At 57.4% G+C, this 20,294-nt stretch carries 16 protein-coding genes and 1 pseudogene; 10 read left to right on the top strand and 7 right to left on the bottom strand.

Translation table 11 applies throughout. The features are described from left to right. Positions 1-61 precede the first annotated feature (61 nt). The 6 genes from PSH88_RS18460 (at position 62) to PSH88_RS18435 (ending at position 5,603) form a co-directional block, all read left to right on the top strand. The gene (locus tag PSH88_RS18460) at positions 62-1,174 is read left to right on the top strand and encodes a polysaccharide biosynthesis/export family protein (RefSeq protein ID WP_305421948.1); all 1,113 of its coding nucleotides are present in this window, start codon (positions 62-64) and stop codon (positions 1,172-1,174) included. A gap of 14 nt (positions 1,175-1,188) precedes the next feature. After that, complete coding sequence (locus tag PSH88_RS18455; RefSeq protein ID WP_305421946.1) at positions 1,189-1,848, top strand: YjbF family lipoprotein; 660 nt, start codon at positions 1,189-1,191, stop codon at positions 1,846-1,848. Continuing rightward, a complete protein-coding gene (locus tag PSH88_RS18450) occupies positions 1,845-2,612 on the top strand; it encodes a capsule biosynthesis GfcC family protein (protein WP_305421945.1) in 768 nt (255 codons plus the stop codon). The genes PSH88_RS18455 and PSH88_RS18450 overlap by 4 nt, the downstream gene beginning before the upstream one ends. After that, positions 2,609-4,711 carry a YjbH domain-containing protein gene (locus tag PSH88_RS18445; protein ID WP_305421944.1) on the top strand — a complete coding sequence of 701 codons (2,103 nt, stop codon included), beginning with the start codon at positions 2,609-2,611 and terminating at the stop codon, positions 4,709-4,711. Before PSH88_RS18450 ends, PSH88_RS18445 begins: the two co-directional genes overlap by 4 nt. After that, on the top strand, positions 4,708-5,067 hold the full coding sequence (locus PSH88_RS18440; protein ID WP_305421943.1) for a VanZ family protein: 360 nt from the start codon (positions 4,708-4,710) through the stop codon (positions 5,065-5,067). The genes PSH88_RS18445 and PSH88_RS18440 overlap by 4 nt, the downstream gene beginning before the upstream one ends. Positions 5,068-5,342: 275 nt before the next feature. Then, positions 5,343-5,603: a DUF6429 family protein gene (locus PSH88_RS18435; RefSeq protein WP_030132074.1), complete on the top strand. Its 261-nt coding sequence runs from the start codon at positions 5,343-5,345 to the stop codon at positions 5,601-5,603. 219 nt (positions 5,604-5,822) lie between these two features. Here the strand turns inward: PSH88_RS18435 and PSH88_RS18430 are convergent, their stop codons facing one another. The 5 genes and pseudogenes from PSH88_RS18430 to PSH88_RS18410 form a co-directional block, all read right to left on the bottom strand. Beyond that, positions 5,823-7,217 carry an undecaprenyl-phosphate glucose phosphotransferase gene (locus PSH88_RS18430; RefSeq protein ID WP_305421942.1) on the bottom strand — a complete coding sequence of 465 codons (1,395 nt, stop codon included), beginning with the start codon at positions 7,215-7,217 and terminating at the stop codon, positions 5,823-5,825. A gap of 493 nt (positions 7,218-7,710) precedes the next feature. Continuing rightward, a complete protein-coding gene (locus PSH88_RS18425) occupies positions 7,711-8,379 on the bottom strand; it encodes a winged helix-turn-helix domain-containing protein (RefSeq protein ID WP_305421941.1) in 669 nt (222 codons plus the stop codon). A 39-nt stretch (positions 8,380-8,418) separates the two neighbouring features. After that, positions 8,419-9,174: an EAL domain-containing protein gene (locus PSH88_RS18420; protein ID WP_348529770.1), complete on the bottom strand. Its 756-nt coding sequence runs from the start codon at positions 9,172-9,174 to the stop codon at positions 8,419-8,421. Positions 9,175-9,186: 12 nt separating this feature from the next. Next, entirely contained in the window at positions 9,187-9,918 is a 732-nt protein-coding gene (locus PSH88_RS18415; RefSeq protein WP_305421939.1) for a winged helix-turn-helix domain-containing protein, read from the bottom strand. Between the two features lie 598 nt (positions 9,919-10,516). Next, a pseudogene (locus PSH88_RS18410) lies at positions 10,517-10,935 on the bottom strand (VOC family protein). A 244-nt stretch (positions 10,936-11,179) separates the two neighbouring features. Here PSH88_RS18410 and PSH88_RS18405 point away from each other — a divergent pair. Next, a complete protein-coding gene (locus tag PSH88_RS18405) occupies positions 11,180-12,991 on the top strand; it encodes an ABC transporter ATP-binding protein (protein ID WP_305421938.1) in 1,812 nt (603 codons plus the stop codon). 61 nt (positions 12,992-13,052) lie between these two features. Here the strand turns inward: PSH88_RS18405 and PSH88_RS18400 are convergent, their stop codons facing one another. Next, a complete protein-coding gene (locus PSH88_RS18400) occupies positions 13,053-13,775 on the bottom strand; it encodes a pirin family protein (protein ID WP_305421937.1) in 723 nt (240 codons plus the stop codon). 322 nt (positions 13,776-14,097) lie between these two features. Here PSH88_RS18400 and PSH88_RS18395 point away from each other — a divergent pair, with 322 nt between their 5' ends. Further along, complete coding sequence (locus tag PSH88_RS18395) at positions 14,098-15,048, top strand: GlxA family transcriptional regulator (RefSeq protein WP_305421936.1); 951 nt, start codon at positions 14,098-14,100, stop codon at positions 15,046-15,048. Between the two features lie 185 nt (positions 15,049-15,233). Beyond that, positions 15,234-16,712 carry an ATP-binding protein gene (locus PSH88_RS18390; RefSeq protein WP_305421935.1) on the top strand — a complete coding sequence of 493 codons (1,479 nt, stop codon included), beginning with the start codon at positions 15,234-15,236 and terminating at the stop codon, positions 16,710-16,712. Here PSH88_RS18390 and PSH88_RS18385 read toward each other — a convergent pair. After that, positions 16,677-19,481 (bottom strand): ATP-binding protein, encoded by a 2,805-nt coding sequence (locus PSH88_RS18385; RefSeq protein ID WP_305421934.1) that lies wholly within the window; start codon positions 19,479-19,481, stop codon positions 16,677-16,679. The genes PSH88_RS18390 and PSH88_RS18385 overlap by 36 nt on opposite strands. A gap of 230 nt (positions 19,482-19,711) precedes the next feature. Here PSH88_RS18385 and PSH88_RS18380 point away from each other — a divergent pair, with 230 nt between their 5' ends. Beyond that, the gene (locus PSH88_RS18380; RefSeq protein WP_305421933.1) at positions 19,712-20,287 is read left to right on the top strand and encodes a flavodoxin family protein; all 576 of its coding nucleotides are present in this window, start codon (positions 19,712-19,714) and stop codon (positions 20,285-20,287) included. Positions 20,288-20,294 lie beyond the last annotated feature (7 nt).

Below are 20,294 nucleotides of genomic sequence, written 5' to 3'. Positions count from 1 at the left end.
TCACTCAGAACATTCTGGGTGATCTTTTTTTAGACTTGCCCTCGACTAGCGTAGTGCCATTATGATCCGTAGATTATCTGTAGTTATGCTGGCAAGTATCAGCTTGCACGGCTGTATGTTTTCGCCTGGTCAACACATGGACACCAGTCAAATGGTCAGTGACGGCTCTCCGGAAAGTAGCCGGGTGGAGCTTATTCCCATCACGCCTAAATTGATTGCCATGGATGCCGCCACGCACGTTCGCGAATCGGTGCCCCCGGCATTGTTGTCCTATGTTCCGGGCGGTTATCGCGTGGGCGCCAACGACCTGTTGTTTATCACAGTCTGGGATCACCCCGAATTGACGGCGCCTTCGGGACCGCAACAGCAAATCGATGCCAACGGGCGTCTGGTTCGTCCGGACGGCACGCTGTTTTATCCCTACATCGGTAATATTCCGGCCGCCGGTAAAACCATTGAAGAGTTGCGAGCCTTTATCGCCGAGCGCTTGTCGCAATTTGTCGAAAGCCCTCAGGTCGACGTCAGCGTTTTGCGTTTCGCCAGCCAGACCGTGGTGATTTCCGGCGCGGTGCTCAAAGCCGGTCAGCAACCGATCACCACCAACCCATTGAGTGTGGTGGAGGCCGTTGGTGCGGCGGGTGTGGATCCGTTGAATGCAGACCTGTCAGGGCTGACGCTGACCCGCGACGGGCGCGAGTACAAGCTGGATCTGGACACCCTCAATCGTCAGGACTCGCAGCTACAAGGCGTTTACCTCAAGGGCGGTGATCGGTTGTACTTGCCCTATAACGACCTCAAGCGGATCTATGTCATGGGTGAGGTCAACCAGCCTCGCGCGCTGAGCTTCAAGAGCAAATCGATCAACCTGACCGATGCACTGGGCACAGTGGGGGGCTTGAACCAGACCACCTCCAACGGCAACGCGGTGTATGTGATTCGCGGCGCGGACAACCTGGAAACCGAGCCGGCCAAGGTGTTCCAGCTCGATGCCGAATCGCCTTCCGCTTTGGTGCTGGCCACCCGTTTCGACTTGCAACCGCAAGACATCGTCTATGTCGGCCCGGCCGGCGTGACGCGCTGGAACCGTCTGATCACCCAACTCCTGCCTACCGCCAGTGTCCTCGGGACCGGTGCCAGCTCAGTTAACGACCTCAGCGAAGCCAACAGCAGATAAGGCTCTATCCCGCCGTGAAAATTTTGCCTACCTGCGCCTGTCTGACGATGGCGCTCTTGTTGTGCGGGTGTAATCCGTTGACGAAGGCCTCTTGGGACACCCTCGAAGCCTCCGTCGCGGGGCCTGCCTCCATCCATTTGACCCGCGCTCAGGTCGATGCCGTGCCCTATCCGCAGATCCTGGTCACCACCACCTCCAGCGAGGGGGTGATGGCCATGGCCCGCCGGCGTGGTGACCTGCAGTTCTGGGTCGCTTCCGGCAAGCAAGTGCTGATGATGCGTGACGGTCTGGTGGTGCGCGCCGTCGGGCTGGGCGTTTCTCTGGATGGCACTCGCTTCAATGAAGAGTCGCCCTTCAAGCGCGGCCTTCAGCATGTGCCCGACGGTTACACCAGCACGCGCTGGATCGACATCTACGACGGCAACCGAATCGGTATTGCCGTCAACAGCCGTTTCAGCCGCCACGGCATCGAGACCATCAGCATTCTGGACAAGGATTACGCCTTGCTGCGCATTGACGAGCAGGTGGATGCACCCACCCTGAATTTCCACGCCACCAACCGCTACTGGGTCGACCCCCAGGACGGTTTCATCCTGCGCAGCGAGCAGCATCTGACGCCGCAGTTGTTTCTGAAAATCGTGCAGTTACGCCCTGATCGGGGAGCTGCCCGGTGAAGTGTTCGAACCTTTTCTTGCTTGGCCTGCTGTTGATCGGTCCGGGTGTAGGCCAGGCGGCTGTCACGGTCAGTGGTGATGTGCGCAGCCCCGGCCCCATCGACGTCAAACCCGGTGCGCGTTTGCTGGACGTCATTGGCCAATCCCAACCCAACGCCGAAAGTTATTGGCTGGGCGCGGCGTGGCTGCACCGTTCATTGGAGGATAAACAAGCGCGGTTGAAGGCGGGTGTTCTGTTCGATCTGAAACTGGTGCAGCGGGGTGCCTTGCTCGATGGCAAGAACACACGAGCGGACTTGAGTGCGCGCCTGTATGAGCAGATCGAACGGCTGCCGGTCACCGGACGCCAGGTCGCGGTGCTTGATCCGATCGCTGTGGAAGTGGGGTTCGCCCGCAACGCGTTGCTGGATGATGGTGACCGTCTGATTTACCCGGCGCGGCCATCCACCGTGGAAATTCTCGGGGCGGTCGCGCAACCCTGTCAGGTGCCTTACCGCGCCCTGCAGGAGGTGCGTGCCTACGCCCGGGATTGCGCTCTCCTCAACGATGCTGAGGGCGATTATCTGTGGCTGATCCAACCCGACGGTCAGGTGCGGCGCGTGGGCGTGGCGGCATGGAATCGTGAGGACGGCGTTGTGGCGGCTCCCGGCAGCAGGATCCTGGTGCCGATCCGCAGCGATGACCTTGAGGTGCCGACCCCTGAACTCAATCAACAACTGGCCGAGTTTCTCGCCACTCAACCTTTGGCTGAGGTGGCCCCTTGAAGTGCCCCTTTAAGTTACGTTTTGCTGCTGCATTGCTCCTGCCCTGTGGATTGGCTCATGGTGAGCCGCGTTACACCCAGAGTGATTTTGGTGGCGTCGGTCTGTTACAGACCCCCACCGCGCGTATGGCCCCCGCGGGGGAGTTGAGCGCCACGGCCAGTCGTACCGACCCTTATTCGCGCTACAGTTTTTCCTTGCAGCCATTCGATTGGCTGGAGGGCTCGTTTCGTTACACCGCAATCACCAACCGCAAGTACGGCGCCGAGGAATTGAGCGGCGACCAGAGCTTCAAAGACAAGGCCATCGATTTCAAGGCACGGCTTTGGGAAGAAAGTCACTGGGCGCCGCAGGTTGCCGTCGGCGCCCGGGACATCGGCGGTACCGGGTTGTTTTCCAGCGAATATTTCGTCGCTAACAAGCGTTATGGCAACCTGGATTTCAGCCTCGGCATTGCCTGGGGTTATTTGGGTAATCGAGGGGATTTCAGCAACCCGCTGGCAATTTTCGGCAGCAAGTTCAACGACCGGCCAGAAAGCACGGCGGCGGTCGCCAGGGCAGGGGACGTGAATGCCAACGCCTACTTCAGGGGCCACCCTTCGTTGTTTGGCGGCATTGCCTATCAAACGCCGTGGGAACCGCTGAGCCTGAAGATCGAGTATGAGGGCAACAACTACAAGAACGAGCCACTGGACAACTCGATCAAGCAAGACCTGCCGATCAACTTCGGCGTGGTCTACAAACTGGCCGACAGCATCGATCTGAGCGCCGGCTGGGAGCGCGGCAATACGGCGATGTTCGGCATCACCTTGCACACCAACTTTGTCAGCCGCAAGGCACCGGCCAAGACCTATGACCCTCCCGCCGAACCGCTGCCGGCGCAGGCGCCGTCGACCCCGGCCGACCAAGTCAACTGGGCCGATGTCTCCAGCCGGCTGCAGGAAAATGCCGGCTATAAGGTCAAACGCATCACCCAGCGCGGTTCGGAGCTGATGGTGTATGGCGAGCAGTCTCGCTATTTTTATCCGTCCAAAGCCGTCGGGCGAGCCAGCCGGATTCTCGATAACAGCGTCAATCAGGACATTGACTGGTTCACCCTGGTGAACCAGCGTTATGACATGTCCATCGAGGAAACCAGCGTGCCGCGCGAAACGTTCCGCGCGGTCGTGAACAACGACCAGCCGCTGAAGGATCTGCACCGTACGACCGAGGTCAATCCGGCGACTGCGCACCGGGAAACCACGCTCTACACCCAGGCACTGGAGCCGTTCAGCTATGGCTTCGGCCTGGGCTATAAACAGAACATCGGCGGCCCTGACGGCTTGCTCTATCAGTTCACGGCAGATGCCGACGCGGAGTACCGTTTCACCCGCAATACCTGGTGGAGTGGCTTGCTCAGCGCCAACTTGGTGAACAACTACGACAAGTTCACCTATGACGCGCCGAGCGGGCTGCCGCGAGTGCGCACCGATCTGCGCAAATACCTGACCACCTCCGATGTGACGATGCCGACGTTCCAGTTCAACCATGCGGCGCAGCTGGATCAGAACCTGTATGGCATGGTCTACGGCGGCTATCTGGAATCCATGTATGCCGGGGTCGGCAGTGAAGTGCTGTATCGACCCACGGGGAAGCGCTGGTCGGTGGGTGCTGACCTGAACTTTGTGCGTCAGCGTGATTATGATCAGGGCTTCGGTCTGCGTGATTACCAGACCGTGACGGGTCATGTCACCAGCTATACTGAGTTGCCAAATGACATGCTTGCAGCAGTCAGTGTCGGGCGTTATCTGGCACGGGACTGGGGCACGACCGTCGATTTGTCGCGGGAGTTCAAGAACGGTGTGAAGTTTGGCGGCTGGGTCACCCTGACCAGCGCGTCGAAGGAGGAATATGGCGAGGGCAGCTTCGACAAAGGGATCTACATATCCATCCCGTTCGACGAGTTGCTGAGCACCTCGACCATGCGCCGCGCCAATGTCGTCTGGGCGCCACTGACCCGCGACGGTGGTGCGCGCCTGAGCCGTGCCTACTCGCTGCAGACCATGACCGACGGGCGTGATAGCGACCTGTTCTACAACAACTTCGAGAAAATTACCGAATGATTACGTGGCTCAAAGGCCTGGTCGAGTTGCCATTCTGGCTCCGGGGCGTGGTCTTTGCCGCGGTGACCGTGATTCTGTTGTTCGCGGGGCTGCGCTCTCAGCCGATCCCGGAACTGTTCGTCGAAGAGGACAAGCTTCATCACTGGATCGGTTTTCTGGTATTTGCGTGCAGTTGCCGCCTGGCCTTTCCCGCTGTGAAATTTCACTGGGTAGCCGTGGGGTGTTTGCTCACCGGCGTACTCATTGAGGCCGTGCAGGGGTTGATGCCGCTGCGCACGGCTTCGCCCTATGACATGCTGGCAAATACTATCGGCGTGTTGATGGGGTTATTGATTTCAAGGTGCTGGGTGCGCTGAAAGGTGCGAAATGCCAAGCAGTCTGCCAGCATGTTTCAACCGTAGATCCTCTCCCTATCCCCCTCCAGCAACACCTCTCTTGCCACTTCATCTAGTCAAATGCCCGTAGCCGCAGCCGAGCCTGGGTTCGGCTTCACAGCTGCATGACGTGAGGCGGCCGTCTTCGCTGGCAAGCCAGCTCCTACAATATTGTGAACGACACGAACCCCGTGGGAGCCGGCTTGCTGGTGAAGGCATTTTCACGATAAGCGCGCCATAAACCCGGAGCAACGATCATGGAGTACGACGATAAACTGATTGAAGAAGCCGTGCTTGCCCTGTTGGCAGCCTTCAGTTTCGATAACGGCAATACTTGGAAAGGGTTCGACTTCGAGACCATGAACCGATTGCATGAACAGGGTTTCATCAGTAATCCGGTGAACAAGAACAAATCGATTTGGTTGACGGCTGAAGGGCTGGAGCGAGGTCGGCAGATAGCCGACCGGTTGTTTGGGGTAAGAACTCAAGTGGAGCATATATCCGACTCGGATACCTGACTTCATACTCCGGCCATTTCCTGTATCACCACGAAGAATATAAAGATTGGCCGCCAAATTCACGACGGCTTCGTCCGAACGCGGCCCTTGGCAGCGGCTACAAAAAAGAGTGCGAATGAGATGAGAAAGAGGGGTTCCGGACAGTCAGAAGTCTGACTGTCCGGACTGCAGCGTTGTTAGCCGCAAGGTGAAGAATAGGCGGGGGGTGAATCGCAGCAGTTAATAGATGTCCTTGGAAAACAGCGTGAAGGGGGTCTTGATCAGGATCTTGATGTCGAGCCACAACGACCAGTTGTTGATGTAGTTGAGATCGATCTCCACACGTTTTTGCATCTTGTCGAGGGTCTCGGTTTCGCCACGGCAGCCGCTGATCTGTGCCAGCCCGGTGATGCCCGGTTTGATTCGATGGCGGGCCATGTAAGCCTGAATCTTTCCGGTGTAGTAGTCGTTATGGGCGACCGCATGTGGCCGTGGCCCGACCAGCGCCATATGGCCTTGCAGCACGTTGAAGAACTGCGGCAGTTCGTCGATGGAGGTGCGTCGAATGAAGCGGCCGACTGGAGTAATGCGCGGGTCTTCGCGGCCGGCCTGGCGGACCTGGTGGTCGTCGTGCAAGCGCATAGAGCGGAACTTCCAGACTTTGATGATCTTGCCGTTCCAGCCGTGCCGTTCCTGTTTGAAGATGATCGGGCCCGGGGAAGAAATCTTCACGGCGGCGGCGATCACCAGAAGCAGCGGGCTGAAGCCGATCAGCGCGAGGGCGGCGAGGCTTCTGTCCAGCAAGGTCTTGCTTAGCGCCGCTGTAGGGTAACTGGTCAGCGGGCTTTCATTGAGGTGGATGGCAGGCAGGCCGTCCAGTTCGCTGATGGAGTGATTGAGCAGCGTCATGCTGCCCAGGTCGGGAACCCAGACCACATCGACATTGGCGTCGAGCAGGTCGATGTACAGTGCCTCGACCTGTTTGGCTTCGCTCAAGGGCAGCGCGATGTACAGCCGCCGGACGTCGTGCACCTGGATCAGCTCACGCAGTTCCTGCAATGGGCCCAGAACCCGGTGGGCATTGACCTGGGTAGACAGCTCGTTTGGATTTGAGCTGATCAGGCCCACCAGCGGCGGATACTCGGTTTTGGTCAGTTTGTCTGCCAGATTCACCGCCAGTTGATCGGTGCCGATAATCAGGGTGTTGTACTGGCTGTGCAATTGCCGCTGGTAGTGCTTGGAAAAACTGTGCAATGGCAGGTACAGCAAGGCCTGAATGCAATAACCGGCCGTGGCCCAGACCACGATGATTTCCCGGGAGAACAATTCGCTGGTCTTGCTGAAAAAACCAATACTGGTCAGTCCGGCCAGCAGCAGCAGCCATCCCAGTAGCAGGCGCGCCAAGCCGCTGAGGTAACTATGCTGCTTGTGATAGACCAGCAGCAGGGAGTAGGAAGGGACGGAACCGAGGAAAGTGAGTACTGCAAGCACACGATAATGGGCGTCGATTTCTCCTGTCTGATACAACGCCAGACCAAATAACAATGTATTGACCGAAGTGATGGCAATTATCCATTGCCCCCAGAAGGTCAGTCCTTTGGTTATGTTATTTCGATTAATACGATTATGTACCATCGCGGTATTCCTCGGGCCTGCGCCACGTTGTGTATCAGTCGACGGTTAATAAATGGCAGCCACGCGCAAAGGCTGAGCGAGCGCGTCAGTCAGGAAATGTTTTTATTATTAGAAGGGAATAACGGGGCTTATGGCTGGCCATCCAAGCTTTGTTTTCAAGTCAGCTGATACGGTTGTCTCAGTGTCCAGTTTTTATACTAGTACCTAAATCTTTGTGGGTCTCTGACGAATTATAACGGCCATGCCTTTGGCGGCCTTGTTATAAAAGGACGTGCTCTTTTGTTTGGAAGATATCGCTCAGCCGTCTATATAATTGCAGCATTCGATAAACGTTGGTCGTGTTGGCGAGGAATGAAGCGGAGCGGGGCGCCATACCTGGAAGAGTTGATGGCGATAATCAGGATGTGTAGTGCAAGGAGGCAGGTCATGGGTGTGGGTGGATCAGGTGGGGCAGTGAGTCGCATTTATTGTTATTATTTTTGCGATCACTCGATCAGTAAGCGACGCGTATCCTTTGTGCGAGGCAATAGCCGCGGTTTCTGACCGAGCGGATCAGCCGTTCTCCATTGGCTGCCGTCTTGAACTTTTTCTGCAAGCGACTCAGGCACATCTCAAGGCCGCTATAGTTCTCCGGGTCTTTATCGATGCGTTGAATAAGATCGTTTTTTCTGACTACCCGTCGATCGCTGAGGATCAGTTGGGTGAGCATTAACGATTCGGTACCGGTCAATGGAATAGTGATGTCTTCTTTGACCAATGTACGATCGTCAGCGTTAAACCACCAGATATCAGGATTGCCCTGGGACTCTTTAACCCGACTAACTGCCGTGATGAATTCGTCGTCAGCCACTGGCTTCTTGAGAAAGCCATCAACACCGAAGTGCGAAAAGTGATGAAGTTCCGAAGGTTCAGCGTTGGGCGTTATGAGGATGATTTCCGCATCTTTTTGATTTTTACGGATGAAACTGACATCGCTCAGCGATATGTCCGCCTGGTCGAGCAGGATGTGCGTGAATCGACTCTTTCGGATGCGTTCGCTGCTGAGTTTACCTGACTCGATTTCAAAGGATAAATACAGGCGTTGCGCGAGAAGCGATTCGATTGCTTGTCGTGCCAGTTGGTCACGGGTGAAAATCAGAAAGCTGTTATTCGGAGTATTCACAATAAGGTTCCTTCCTAGTCTGGTGAAGTTATTCAAAACTTAAATAAGCTCGGTCGGCGAGTAGTACCTCCCCTGAAAAAAGTCGAAGGGCATGCTGCGAGCCAGTGTGTGTAGTGCTTTGTGCTCCACCCGGTCCGCCACGAATTTGATCTTGCTGTCATGGATCATGCCACTCAGGCAGTCGTAAGACCTGTTGAAAAAGTCCTGGCTGTTTTCGACCATGATGTCGAAGTTGGATTTGGTCAGGTCCACTTTTATGTAATCGAACAGCGCCAGGCTGATCAGTTTTTCGGTGCTGTCGTCGCTTAAATCATAGCCATCGAAAGCGATCTCGATCCCATTGTCTTTTAATAGGTGAATGTGATTGATAATGGTTCTTTTTTCTTTCAGGTTGAACGACAGGAGCGAACTGCTGTTAATACTGGGAATTAGCTGTTGCTCATGCTTTTTGAGTATCGCTTGAGCATCGTTCATTTCCTTGATAAGCGCTTTATCCAATAAAGCAGATTGATTCATGGTCACGAACAGCTTGTTTGGCGCCGGTGCGGAATGGGAAGGCATGGCCTCAATCTGTGAGAGGGCATTCAATTGGATCCGAGTCAGGACTTCGTAATAAGTCGCCAGTGGATGATCGGAATGCAGCTGCTGATACCCCTTGTTCAGAGGTGCCTCCTGTTTGGTCGCCTTGGCATAAATTTCGCTGCCGAACAGTTCATCGTTTCGTTTCAGAATCGATTGCCTGAAGAATACCAATGCGAAGTTTTCGTGCACTATAGCTTGCCTGCCGGGCTCCATCATTTAATCCCTTTAAGAGTGAAAGTTTGCCTGATTGACTGATACGACCCCTCGAAGCAGTCGATAGCCATAACCGCGAACACTGTGAATGATGTTAACGCCAAAGTGTTTTTTGATTTTGTTTCGAAGCCGGCTTATGGATTTCTCCAAGACGCGTGAGTCGTAGAGTTTTATATTTAAGCCCATGGATTCGGCCATGCAGTCATGGTGCAGAATATTACCTTCTGCGTTAATAAGCGCATCCAGGGCTTTCATTTCCTGATAGGCCAGATCCAGTTTGTATTCATCGTTGTATAAGTGCAGGCATGTTTGGTCCAGGGTCAACTTGACGCTGGGCTGCCATTCAGGAGTTTCGAACAACTCTGAGAGTAACCTGGCTTTTTCATCCTGATCGTTAGGTACATTGATGCAGTGATCGGCTCCGGCCAAGTAACATTCAATCTTGGTTTGCGGAGAGCGATAGTTGATTGCAACAATAATGGCCAGTTCTGTCGGATTCGTACGTAACTTCTTGATCAGCGCCAGGCAGTCATTAAGGATGGAGGGGCTTTCAATATCAATCAGTACGGTATCGAGTGTTTGCGTTTCGATATCCAGGCTTGGCGGGTTTGGATAATCTAATGTATAAACATGTGTGAAATTAGGTACAAATAATTGTCGAAGTTTCTCTGTCGAGCGCCAAGTGCGCCCAATAGCGAGAATACCCCTCTGGCTATTTTCGATTTTGCTCTCAGTGCTCATCATGTAAATTACTCATATGTGCTGGCATTGCAATCTTAATACACAAAATACTGACGTTATCTGACTTTTTATAACATTTCCCGTCGTGAACACACGTCACTCCATGCTCAGTAGTTTCAGCTGATTCAATGACATAGGCAAATGCCGAGGCTTAAGCCCATTTGTTTCTGTGATATCGGGCTTAGTTACGCCCCCTTTCAGTCGGACTAGGCTCTTTAGGTTGACTTTTCTATGAAAAACACAGATGCGATGGCTAACTGCCCATCTGGCTGCAGGACGAAGCACAACTGAGGAGTCTTGCGTATGAACTGTGCGGATGTCCGAATTTTTGAAAATTGGATTTGATTTATAAGGATATTCCACGGTGTTCTAGGGTGATGTAGGTGCACGTCGGGGGGGCGATCAGTGCAGCGTTCGCCTCTTTTTAGGGCGAATGAAAGGGAGACTATATTAATTGAGTTATTTGGCATTATATTCGTAATATTTATGTCAAGGGGGAATTTGTGAGCGTGTAGTTATTCTGTTTGGCGATTGAAAAAAATCCCCAAAGTTGATATTAAAGAGCCATTAAATTTTGTGTACTAACCGGGGAGGAGCCCGGTCACTGATCCTTTTCGCAATTAACCATCCACGCCACGCCACGCCAAACCGATCGACCAGCATCCCGAAACGTGCCGCCCAGAACGTCGCCTCCAGCGGCATTTGAATACTGCCGCCTTCTGCCAATGCAGCAAACACCCGCTCTGCCTGCGCCACACTGTCGACATTCAACGAAACCGAACAACCGCTCATCTTGGTGGTGGGGCGATCAGGTGTGGTGTCCGACCCCATGATTGCCTGGTCTGCGACCAGCAGCCGCGTATGGATGATCAGGTTATGACAGTCGGTTGGAACATGATCGCGAGCCGGAGTTTCGCCGAAGGTCATCATGACTTCTATCTGGCCTGGCAGGCTTTGGGCGTAGAACGTGAAAGCGGCCTCGCAGTCGCCGTTGAAGATCAGGTAGGGATTGATTTTCACGTTTTGCTCCCGGTTATGGAGAGGGCACATCGGCTGGACGTTCAGGTTCATCCTCGAATATCGATGGGCATTGACTCCCCATAGCAAAGCGCTAAAACGTAGCGAATGAGGGTGTTTTTTTAGATGTTTTTACGATGGGCGAGGCCAGCCTTATCGCGTCATATCCCCGTAGAGTGGATGGCTCATTCCACGTACTGTAGAACGTGTGCGCTCCTCTGACATCCGCCACCGAGTCCGTTGCCCTATGCCCGTCCTTACCCGCTTCGCCTCTTTGCTCGACCAGGCGAGACGTGCCTTGTTGCTGGTCTGGGGAACGTCCCGTGGGCTGTTTCTGGGGCTGGTACTGGCGACTCTGATTGCCGGTGTGTTGCCGGCGCTGGCAGCCTGGCTGGGGCAGCGGATTGTCGACGCCGTAGTCACCGCCATGCAGTTGCACGCCCAACAGGGCAATGCGCCGTTATGGCCGGTTGTGCGCTATGTACTGTTCGAAGCGGGCGTGCTTGCGTTGCTGTCCGGGACACAGCGCGCACTGTCGGTTCAGCAATCGCTGTTGCGGGTGCAGTTGGGGCAGAAGGTCAACACGATGATCCTGGAGAAGGCCCAGACGTTATCGTTGGTTCAGTTCGAGAATTCGGAGTTCTACGACAAGCTGGTACGGGTGCGGCGCGAGGCATCGACCCGGCCGCTGGCGCTGGTGATGAAGTCGCTGGGGCTGATCCAGAACCTGATCGTGTTGATCAGCTTCGGCGTGTTACTGGTGCACTTTTCGCCGTGGGCGCTGGTGTTGCTGGTGGTTGGGGCGTTGCCGGTGTTCTTTGCAGAAGCGCACTTTTCCGGGGATGCCTTTCGGCTGTTCACGCGCCGGGCGCCGGAGAGTCGGCAGCAGAATTACATCGAGACGCTGCTCTCCCATGAGGGCTATATCAAAGAGGTGAAGCTGTTCGGCTTCGCGCCACTGCTGTTGAAGCGTTATCGGGACACGTTTGCTCGTCTCTATGCCGAAGACCGGCGCCTGACGCTGCGTCGCGATGGCTGGGGTTTTGTCCTGGGATTGCTGGGCACCGCTGCGTTTTATCTGGCCTATGCCTGGATCGTGATCGATACCGTTCACGGCAATATTACCCTTGGGCAAATGACCATGTACCTGGTGCTGTTCAAGCAGGGGCAGGCCGCGGTGAGCAGCAGCTTGAGCGCGATCAGTGGTCTCTACGAGGATGGCCTTTACCTGTCGAGCCTCTACGAGTATTTGGCCGAGCCGGTTATTGCCGATAGCGGAAGCCTCACCGTGGGCACAGCGCCCGGCGATGGTGTGCGTTTCGAGAATGTCGGTTTCCGTTATCCGGGGGCGAGTCGCGCCGCTTTGCAGGGCATCGATTTGCACCTGATGCCCGGACACAGTGTCGCGCTGGTGGGGGAAAACGGTTCGGGCAAAACCACGCTGATCAAGTTGCTGACCCGGCTGTATCGCCCCGACCAGGGCCGTATTCTGCTGGATGGCAGCGATTTGCAGTCCTGGGACGAAGAGGCACTGAGACGGCGCATCGGCGTGATCTTCCAGGACTACATTCGCTACCAGTTCTCCGTGGGCGAGAACATCGGCGTGGGCGATACCCTGGCGTTCAACGATCAAGCGCGTTGGCAGCAAGCGGCCGCCGAGGGCATGGCCGCGCCCTTTATCGAGCGTCTGGATCGCGGTTACGCTACCCAATTAGGACGGTGGTTTGCCGGTGGGCAGGAGTTGTCCGGTGGGCAATGGCAAAAAATCGCCTTGTCTCGCGCCTACATGCGCCGCGACGCCGATATCCTGATTCTGGATGAACCGACCTCGGCCCTGGACCCGGCGGCGGAAGCGGCGGTGTTCGAGCATTTCAGTCAACACACTGAAGACCGCATGACGTTGCTGATTTCTCACCGCTTTTCCAGTGTGCGTAATGCCGATCACATCATCGTGCTGGACCAGGGTTCGATCCTTGAGCGAGGCGATCACGACAGCCTGGTCGCGGCGGGCGGGCGCTATGCGCAGTTGTTCAGCGTGCAGGCTCGTGGTTATCGGTAACTTGAAGGTTTCATGAGGAATGTGGCGAGGGGGCAAGCCCCTCGCCACAAGGTATGGGGATTCACGGCATTTCCGGCAATTCCTGCGGCCGCAAGTCAAACACCAGCACCTCGGCATCCACGCCGTTGCTTAAGGTCAGTACCTGTTCTTCGCGAACCCGCACACCATCGCCTTCCTGCAACGACATGCCGTTCAACTCGACACTACCCCGCGCAACATGCACGTAGGCATAGCGATTGGCAGCCAGTTCCAGCGTGGCGCTTTCCTTGCCGTCGATCAGGCCGGCATACACCCGCGCATCCTGCCGGACTTTCAGCGAACCGTTGGCCCCGTCAGGGGAGATGATCAGTTGCAAGCGTCCGCGTTTTTTCTGCGGGCTGAAGTGCTCTTGCTGGTAGCGCGGTTTGGCGCCGCTGACGTCCGGCACAATCCAGATTTGCAGGAAGTGCACCGGGCGTGTCGAGGAGTGATTGTATTCACTGTGCGCCACGCCACTGCCAGCGCTCATCAATTGCACATCGCCGGGGCGGATCACCGAGCCGGTACCCAAAGTGTCCTTGTGTTCCAGCGCACCTTCGAGCACATAGGAGAAAATTTCCATGTCGCGGTGCGGGTGCTGGCCAAAGCCTTTGCCAGCGGCCACGCGGTCGTCGTTGATCACCAGCAGGTCGGAAAAACCCTGCTCCCGTGGGTTACGGTAGTTGGCGAAAGAAAAGGTGTGGAACGACTTCAACCAACCGTGATTGGCCGCGCCGCGATCCGAAGCTTTACGAAGGGTCAGCATAATGAAATCTCCTGTCAGGACGTGAATTCGTCCGAGTGAGGAGAAGGTTAATGTTTACCGGTTAGTGCAATAAGTAGATGAAAATTGAAATACTGTCTCGTACAGGTTGACAGTCATATGAACAGGTTCATGTATCCTTATTGTTACACTTGGCCATAATGCCGGGCGCAATACTTGTGGGAGCGAGCCTGCTCGCGATAGCGGTCTTATAGTCACCATCATCGTGAGTGTGAAACCGCTATCGCGAGCAGGCTCGCTCCCACAAGGGTTTGGTGTTCGGCGCAATGGTATTAAACAGTTCTCTTTTAGTGACCCTGAACCCATGAAAACCGTGGCAATGGTGCTGTTCCCCGACTTTCTTCTGCTCGACATGGCCGGTCCCATGGAGGTGTTTTCCATCGCCAATCGTTATCTGCAACCCGCGGACCGTTACGAGCTGGCGACCATCGGCACCGAGCATGGCGCGTTGCGGGCCTCCAACGGCGTCAATGTCCAGGCCGATCTGCACATCGATCAGGCGAACGAGGGCTACGACTTATTGCTGGTGCCGGGCGGGCCGGGGGCCTACAACGAAAGGCATCCGCCGCTGCTCGGCTGGCTCAAGGGCGCCGTCACCCGGGCAAACCGTTATGGTTCGATCTGCACCGGCGCGTTCGTGCTCGGGCATGCCGGATTGCTGGACGGCTATCGCGTGACCACTCACTGGCATTACACCGAGCGTCTGATCAAGGGCTTCCCCAAGGCCACCGTCGAGACTGATCAGATTTTCGTGCAGGACCGCAATCTCATCACCTCCGGCGGTGTCACCGCCGGCATCGATCTTGCGCTGGCGGTGGTTGCCCAGGACCACGGCAAGAAAGTCGCTCAGGACGTCGCCAAGGTGTTGCTGGTGGTGATGAAACGCCAGGGCGGACAGGCGCAATTCAGTCCGTTGATGGCGGCGGTGGCTCCCCAGGAAACGCCGATCACTCGAGTGCAGAACCATGTGCTCGAACACCTCGACGAAGCATTCAGCATCGAGCGCATGGCCAGTCTGGTGAACATGAGCGCGCGGCACTTCGCCAGGGTTTTTGCCCGGGAACTGAACATGACGCCGATGGAGTTTCTGCAAAGCGCGCGTATCGATCACGCCAGGAATCTGCTGGAAACCAGCGACCTTCCGCTCAAGACCGTGGCCTATAAAAGTGGCTTCGGCAGCGTGCGGCACATGCGTTTTCTGTTCAGTGAAAAGCTCGGCCTGACGCCCACCCAGTATCGCGAGCAGTTCAGTTAACGCGCTGTTGTCCGTCGTGCGCACCGCGATGGCCGTGATGCTCCTCCCATGGCCGTTGTACCGTCACCCATGCCTGCCAAGATACCCGTGAACTCTTTTTTTGGAGGTGCGGGAGCCTGGATGGGCGGGTTCGATGGAGCTTGCAGTTCCTTGAACCGAGCCAGGTTTTCAGCGTATGAACGTGCATGAACAACCTCAGAGAGATAAACAGTGACACGGTGCTGCGGTTCGGGCCCTACGCATTCCACCTGCATCAGCGGCTGATTCTGGACGGTGATCGGCCACTGCGCATGGGCGGGCGAGCCCTGGAAATTTTGCAGGTGCTGGTCGAGCACGCCGGTGCGGTGGTCAGTAAGGATGCCCTGATTGCCCACGTCTGGCCGACTTCGGTGGTCGAAGAGATCAACCTGCGCGTACACATCGCCGCCCTGCGTCGAGCGCTCGGCGATGGGCCGAACGGGCAGCCCTATATCGTTAATATTCCCCAGCGCGGTTATAGCTTCATCGCCCCGGTGCAGCACGATCGGGCGGGCACGCCGGTGCTGGTCGAAACCGTGCACAAGCCTCAACACAACTTGCCTGCCCGGCTTACACCTGTGACCGGTCGCGACTCGATTGTCGGCAGTGTGGTCCGGCAGTTGCCGGTTCGACGCTTCATGACCCTGATCGGCCCCGCCGGCATCGGCAAGACCACCGTGGCGTTGCGCGTGGCCGAGTTGCTGTTGCAGCACTATCGGGATGGTGTCTGGATGGTTGACCTGTCGGCCATCGATGACCCGTCGCAGCTTTTCGATCATCTGTCGCGCACGCTGGAACTGGATGTCGGCGCAAAGGCGTTGGCGCAACGGCATGCCTTGGTGGTGCTCGACAACTGCGAACACCTGCTCGAACGTTGCAGGACAGTGGTGGACGATCTGTTGGCCTCGGCGCCTCGACTGTCGATCCTCGCCACCAGTCGCGAACCGCTGCGAGCAGCGGGGGAAACGCTGCTGCGGTTACCGCCCCTGACGGTGCCGCCAGCCTCGGCGATTTATAGCGTGGACGAGGCCATGGGGTATTCAGCGGTGCAGCTGTTGGTCAGCCGCGCCCGAGCCCGTCAGCAAGGGTTTGCCTTGCGCCAACAGGATCTGAAGGCTGTGCGTGAAATCTGTCGTCGGCTGGATGGCTTGCCCCTGGCCATTGAGCTGGCGGCGGCGCAGATCGATGCATTGGCGCTGGTGGGGTTGCAAGCGCAACTGGGCAACTGTTTTCAGCTGTTGAGCCAAGGTCGACGCACCGCCGTGCCACGGCATCAGAATCTCAAAGCCGCACTGGACTGGAGCTATGAACGGCTGAGCCCGTTGGAACAGATCGTGTTGCAGCGGCTGGCGGTGTTCAAGATGGCGTTCACCCTGGGCGCGGCGATTGGCGTGATCAGTGGCGCGATGTTGCTGCCGGCAAACCTGGTCAGCGTGGTGGAGAGTCTGGCGAATAAATCGCTGCTGTCGGTCGAGCAGGGCAACGGCGTGACGCGCTACCGTTTCCTCAATACCACGCGCACCTACGCCCTGGAGAAACTCGAAAACAGCGGTTACTTGCGTGCCTTCGAACTGCGTTATGAGCGCTACATCAGCCGGACCCACTGGACATCAGTCGGACAGGTCGTGCTGCAATTCGTCGAGTAACCGCCGGACTTTTATCAGGTCCGGTGTGGCGAAGCCTTCGGTGAAGCGCTGGTAAATCGGCGCCAGCAGCTCATGGGCTTGCCGGAAGTGGCCCTGACGCTGCCACAGCTGGGCCAGCGAAGTCGCACTGCGCAGTTCCCAGGCCAGCGCTCCCTGGGTTTTTGCCACGGCTAAAGCCTTGAGCAGCACCGCCTCGGCCGCGTCAGCACTGCTCGGGCAATCCTCTGCCAGTAACGCGTCGGCCCGGGCCCGTAGAATCTCTGCCGTGCTCCAGCCCGCCGCGCCGTTTTCGGCCCGCTCCAGCAACGCATCATCGATGAAACGGCTGCCCAGAGTGACCATGATTTCCTTGACCAACCCGGTGTCCGGTCGCGGGGATGAGGGCGCATCAGTTCCGTCGATCACCTGCGCGTAGTGTTTGGCCCAGGTGTAGAACAGCAACACCGAGTGTTTCTTCGACTGCTCAAGCAGCAAGGCCAGGAACTCGCGGGCGACCGGCGTGTTGCCGTTGTAGTGGGCGATCAGGCAACCGGACAGCGCCAGGGTGTAGCAGATGGACGTGCCATGATTGATTTGCATCGCGATGTCGAGCGCCTGTCGTGCGGTATGCCAGGCTTTTTCCGGGAGCCCTTGCAGCCAGAGAATGCGCGCCAGAATCGTCAGGGTCGCCACGCTCTGGTCGTATTGCACACCAAAACCATGGGTGAAACGGTTGAGTTGGCCGCTCTGGGCCAGGCGTTGAATGACCTGTTCGGCATTCTCCCGCGCCAGTGCCTGATCCCCGGCAAAATGCAGGGCCAGGACCCGCAAACGTTGGGTGCTGAGGGCCGTCACCGCGTCGTCGTGCGGCCTCAACCGCTCGAATTGTCGGCTCTGCTCCAGAGCCAGTTGGTAGTGGCCGCAGCTGAGATCAACCGCCAGGTGCCCGGAAATCGCTTTGAGCTGACCGGCCACATCATTGCAGTGTTCGGCCAGGTGTTTGGCGCTGACGAAGGCTTCGACGGATTCGGCGCTACTGCCCAGGGTGTGATAACAGGAACTGCCGAGGGCAAGCTTGAGGTTCATGGTCAAGCGCGGGCAGGGCTGATGCGTCGCTTCGAGCAACGCCAGGGCTTTGCGCACGTACACGCCGTATTCCTTGAGCAGCGACAGCTCTTGCCAGAGCGGTGCCGAGGTCGCGGCGAGACGGATGGCCAACGCTTGCGATCCTTGAGTATTCAAGCCCCAATCGAGCGCCGCACGAATGTCGTCCAGGCTGCGGGCGTAACGCTCGGTCCAGCGCTCGCTCTGGGTGTGTTCCCAATCGCTCTGCGCCTGCTGCATCAAGGCCAGGCAGCATTCGGCGTGGCGCTCCCGGGTGTCCGCCAGCTCTTGGGCCTGGTCGAGTTTTTCCAGCGCATAGCCACGCGTGGTGTCGAGCAGACGGTAGAACACTTCTTCGTCGCCGACTTCCACGTTCAGCAATGACTTGGCCACCAATTGGGTAATCGAGGCAAACACTACGTCGGGCTCGATGTACTGGCCGACAATCACGGCAGCCGCCGATTCCAGGGTAAAAGCGCCCCGGAATATCCCCAGTCGGCGCAGGCACGTCTGCTCGCAGGCATTGAGCAGTTCGAAGCTCCAGTCCAGCGTGGCGCGCAGGGTCTGATGGCGGCCCATGGTGGTCGGGCAGCCTTGGGCGAGCAAGCGAAAGCTGTCTTGCAGTTGCGACAGCAAGCCGCTCAAACCCAAATTGCCGACCTGCGCCGCTGCCAGTTCGATCGCCAACGGGATGCCGTCCAGGCGCCGGCAGATTTCAATCGCAAGCGGCAGTTCGGCTTCGCTCAGTTCGAAGCTGTCGTGGCTGGCCATCGCCCGCTCGACAAACAATTGCAGCGCCGAAAACGTCAGGGCCTGAGCGCGGTCGAGCACGGCGATGGGCGGCGGGCAGTCCAGTGATTCCAGGCGCTGCACGTATTCGCCTTCGGCCCGCAGGCTTTCGCGGCTGGTGGCCAGAATGTGCACTTGGGGCGCCGCGCGCAGGATGCTTTCGCTGAGCAACGCAATGGCATCGATCAGGTGTTCGCAGTTGTCGATGACCAGCAGCATCTGCCGTTCGCGCAAGCATGTGGCGAGCCCGTTCATGGGGTCGGCGTCATGCAACGACAGACCCAGCGCTGTCGCCAAGTGCGCGCCGATCATCAAAGGGCAGTTGATCGGCGCCAGGTCCACCAGGCGAATGCCGTCTCGATAGCGACCGATCAGTTGCTCGGCGACGCGCAGCGCCACGGTCGTCTTGCCGATCCCGCCGGGGCCCACGAGGGTGATGAAACGCTGCTGTGAGAGTTGCGCCAGCAGTCTGTCGACCAGCGCCTGACGGCCGATCATGCGAGTCCGGCGGACCGGCAGGTTATGGCCGCCTGGTTCATTGGTGTCGTTTTGGGGGCGTTGTTCAATGGACTCCAGGGAAAACGGCGCGACAAAGCTGTAGCCGCGCTGGGCGACGGTGATGATGTAACGCTGGCCGGCCTGACCGTCACCAAGGGCTTTGCGCAGTGCCGCCATGTGCACACGCAGGTTGGTGTCTTCCACCACGCTTTTGGGCCAGACCCGGGCGATCAGTTGCTGTTTGCTCACCACTTGCCCGGCGTGCTCCAGCAGGATCAACAGAATGTCCATGGCCTGCCTGCCCAGGCGCAGGGGCTGGTCGGCCTCCATCACCAGGCGTTGTCCGGGGTAGATCCGGTAGGGGCCGAAATGGATGGCCTGTTCGGGGGAAAGGGTCAACGGGTCACTCCTGCTTGCATCCGTCTATCACGCGCTATTCGGGCATGTTCCTCAAGTTTTTTCGGCAACGCAACGCAGTGTCAGGTGCACGGTAGAAAATTAACAACGTTTAACTCGTGCTGTGTCCGGTCTACGCTCAAAAATCCATTTCTTCAATTAGCTGAAGGTATCGGCCTTCAAGCAACAAAAAGCGTGCCGCAGAAAGGATGAACACTTCTGGAGGAGCCGGAATGAGCAACGTGGTGGTGGTCTATCACAGTGGTTACGGGCACACCCGGGTCATGGCCGAAGCCGTGGGCCAGGGAGTGGAACGGCACCTGGGCAGCACCTGTCGGCTGATTCCGGTCGAGGAAGTGGATGATCACTGGGAACGCCTGCACCGTGCCGATGCAATCATCTTTGGCGCCCCGACCTATATGGGCAGCGCCTCGGCCGCCTTCAAAGGCTTCATGGAAGCCACCGCGTCGTTCTACCTGGCCCGGCCCTGGCGCGACAAACTCGCGGCCGGGTTCACCAATTCCGGTTGCCTGTGTGGCGACAAACTCAACACCTTGCTGCAGATGTCGGTGTTCGCTGCGCAGCACTCAATGATCTGGGTCGGTCTCGACCTGCTGCCGGCGCGCAGCAGCACGGGGCTGTTCGACGGGCAACTGAATCGCCTCGGCAGTTCGCTGGGGGCGATGGCCCAATCGAACGTCGAACAATCCCCCGAGTTTGCACCCCCGCTGGAAGACCGCCGTACCGCCGCACATTTGGGCGAGCGGGTGGCGCGCCTGGCCGAACGTCTGGCCCAAACCTCTCATTAACCGCCGT

Source organism: Pseudomonas wuhanensis (assembly GCF_030687395.1).
In the GTDB taxonomy this organism is placed as follows: Bacteria; Pseudomonadota; Gammaproteobacteria; order Pseudomonadales; family Pseudomonadaceae; genus Aquipseudomonas; species Aquipseudomonas wuhanensis.
The sequence above is the reverse complement of the archived record's forward strand: the minus strand, read 5'-3'. Positions and strand labels throughout refer to the sequence as shown.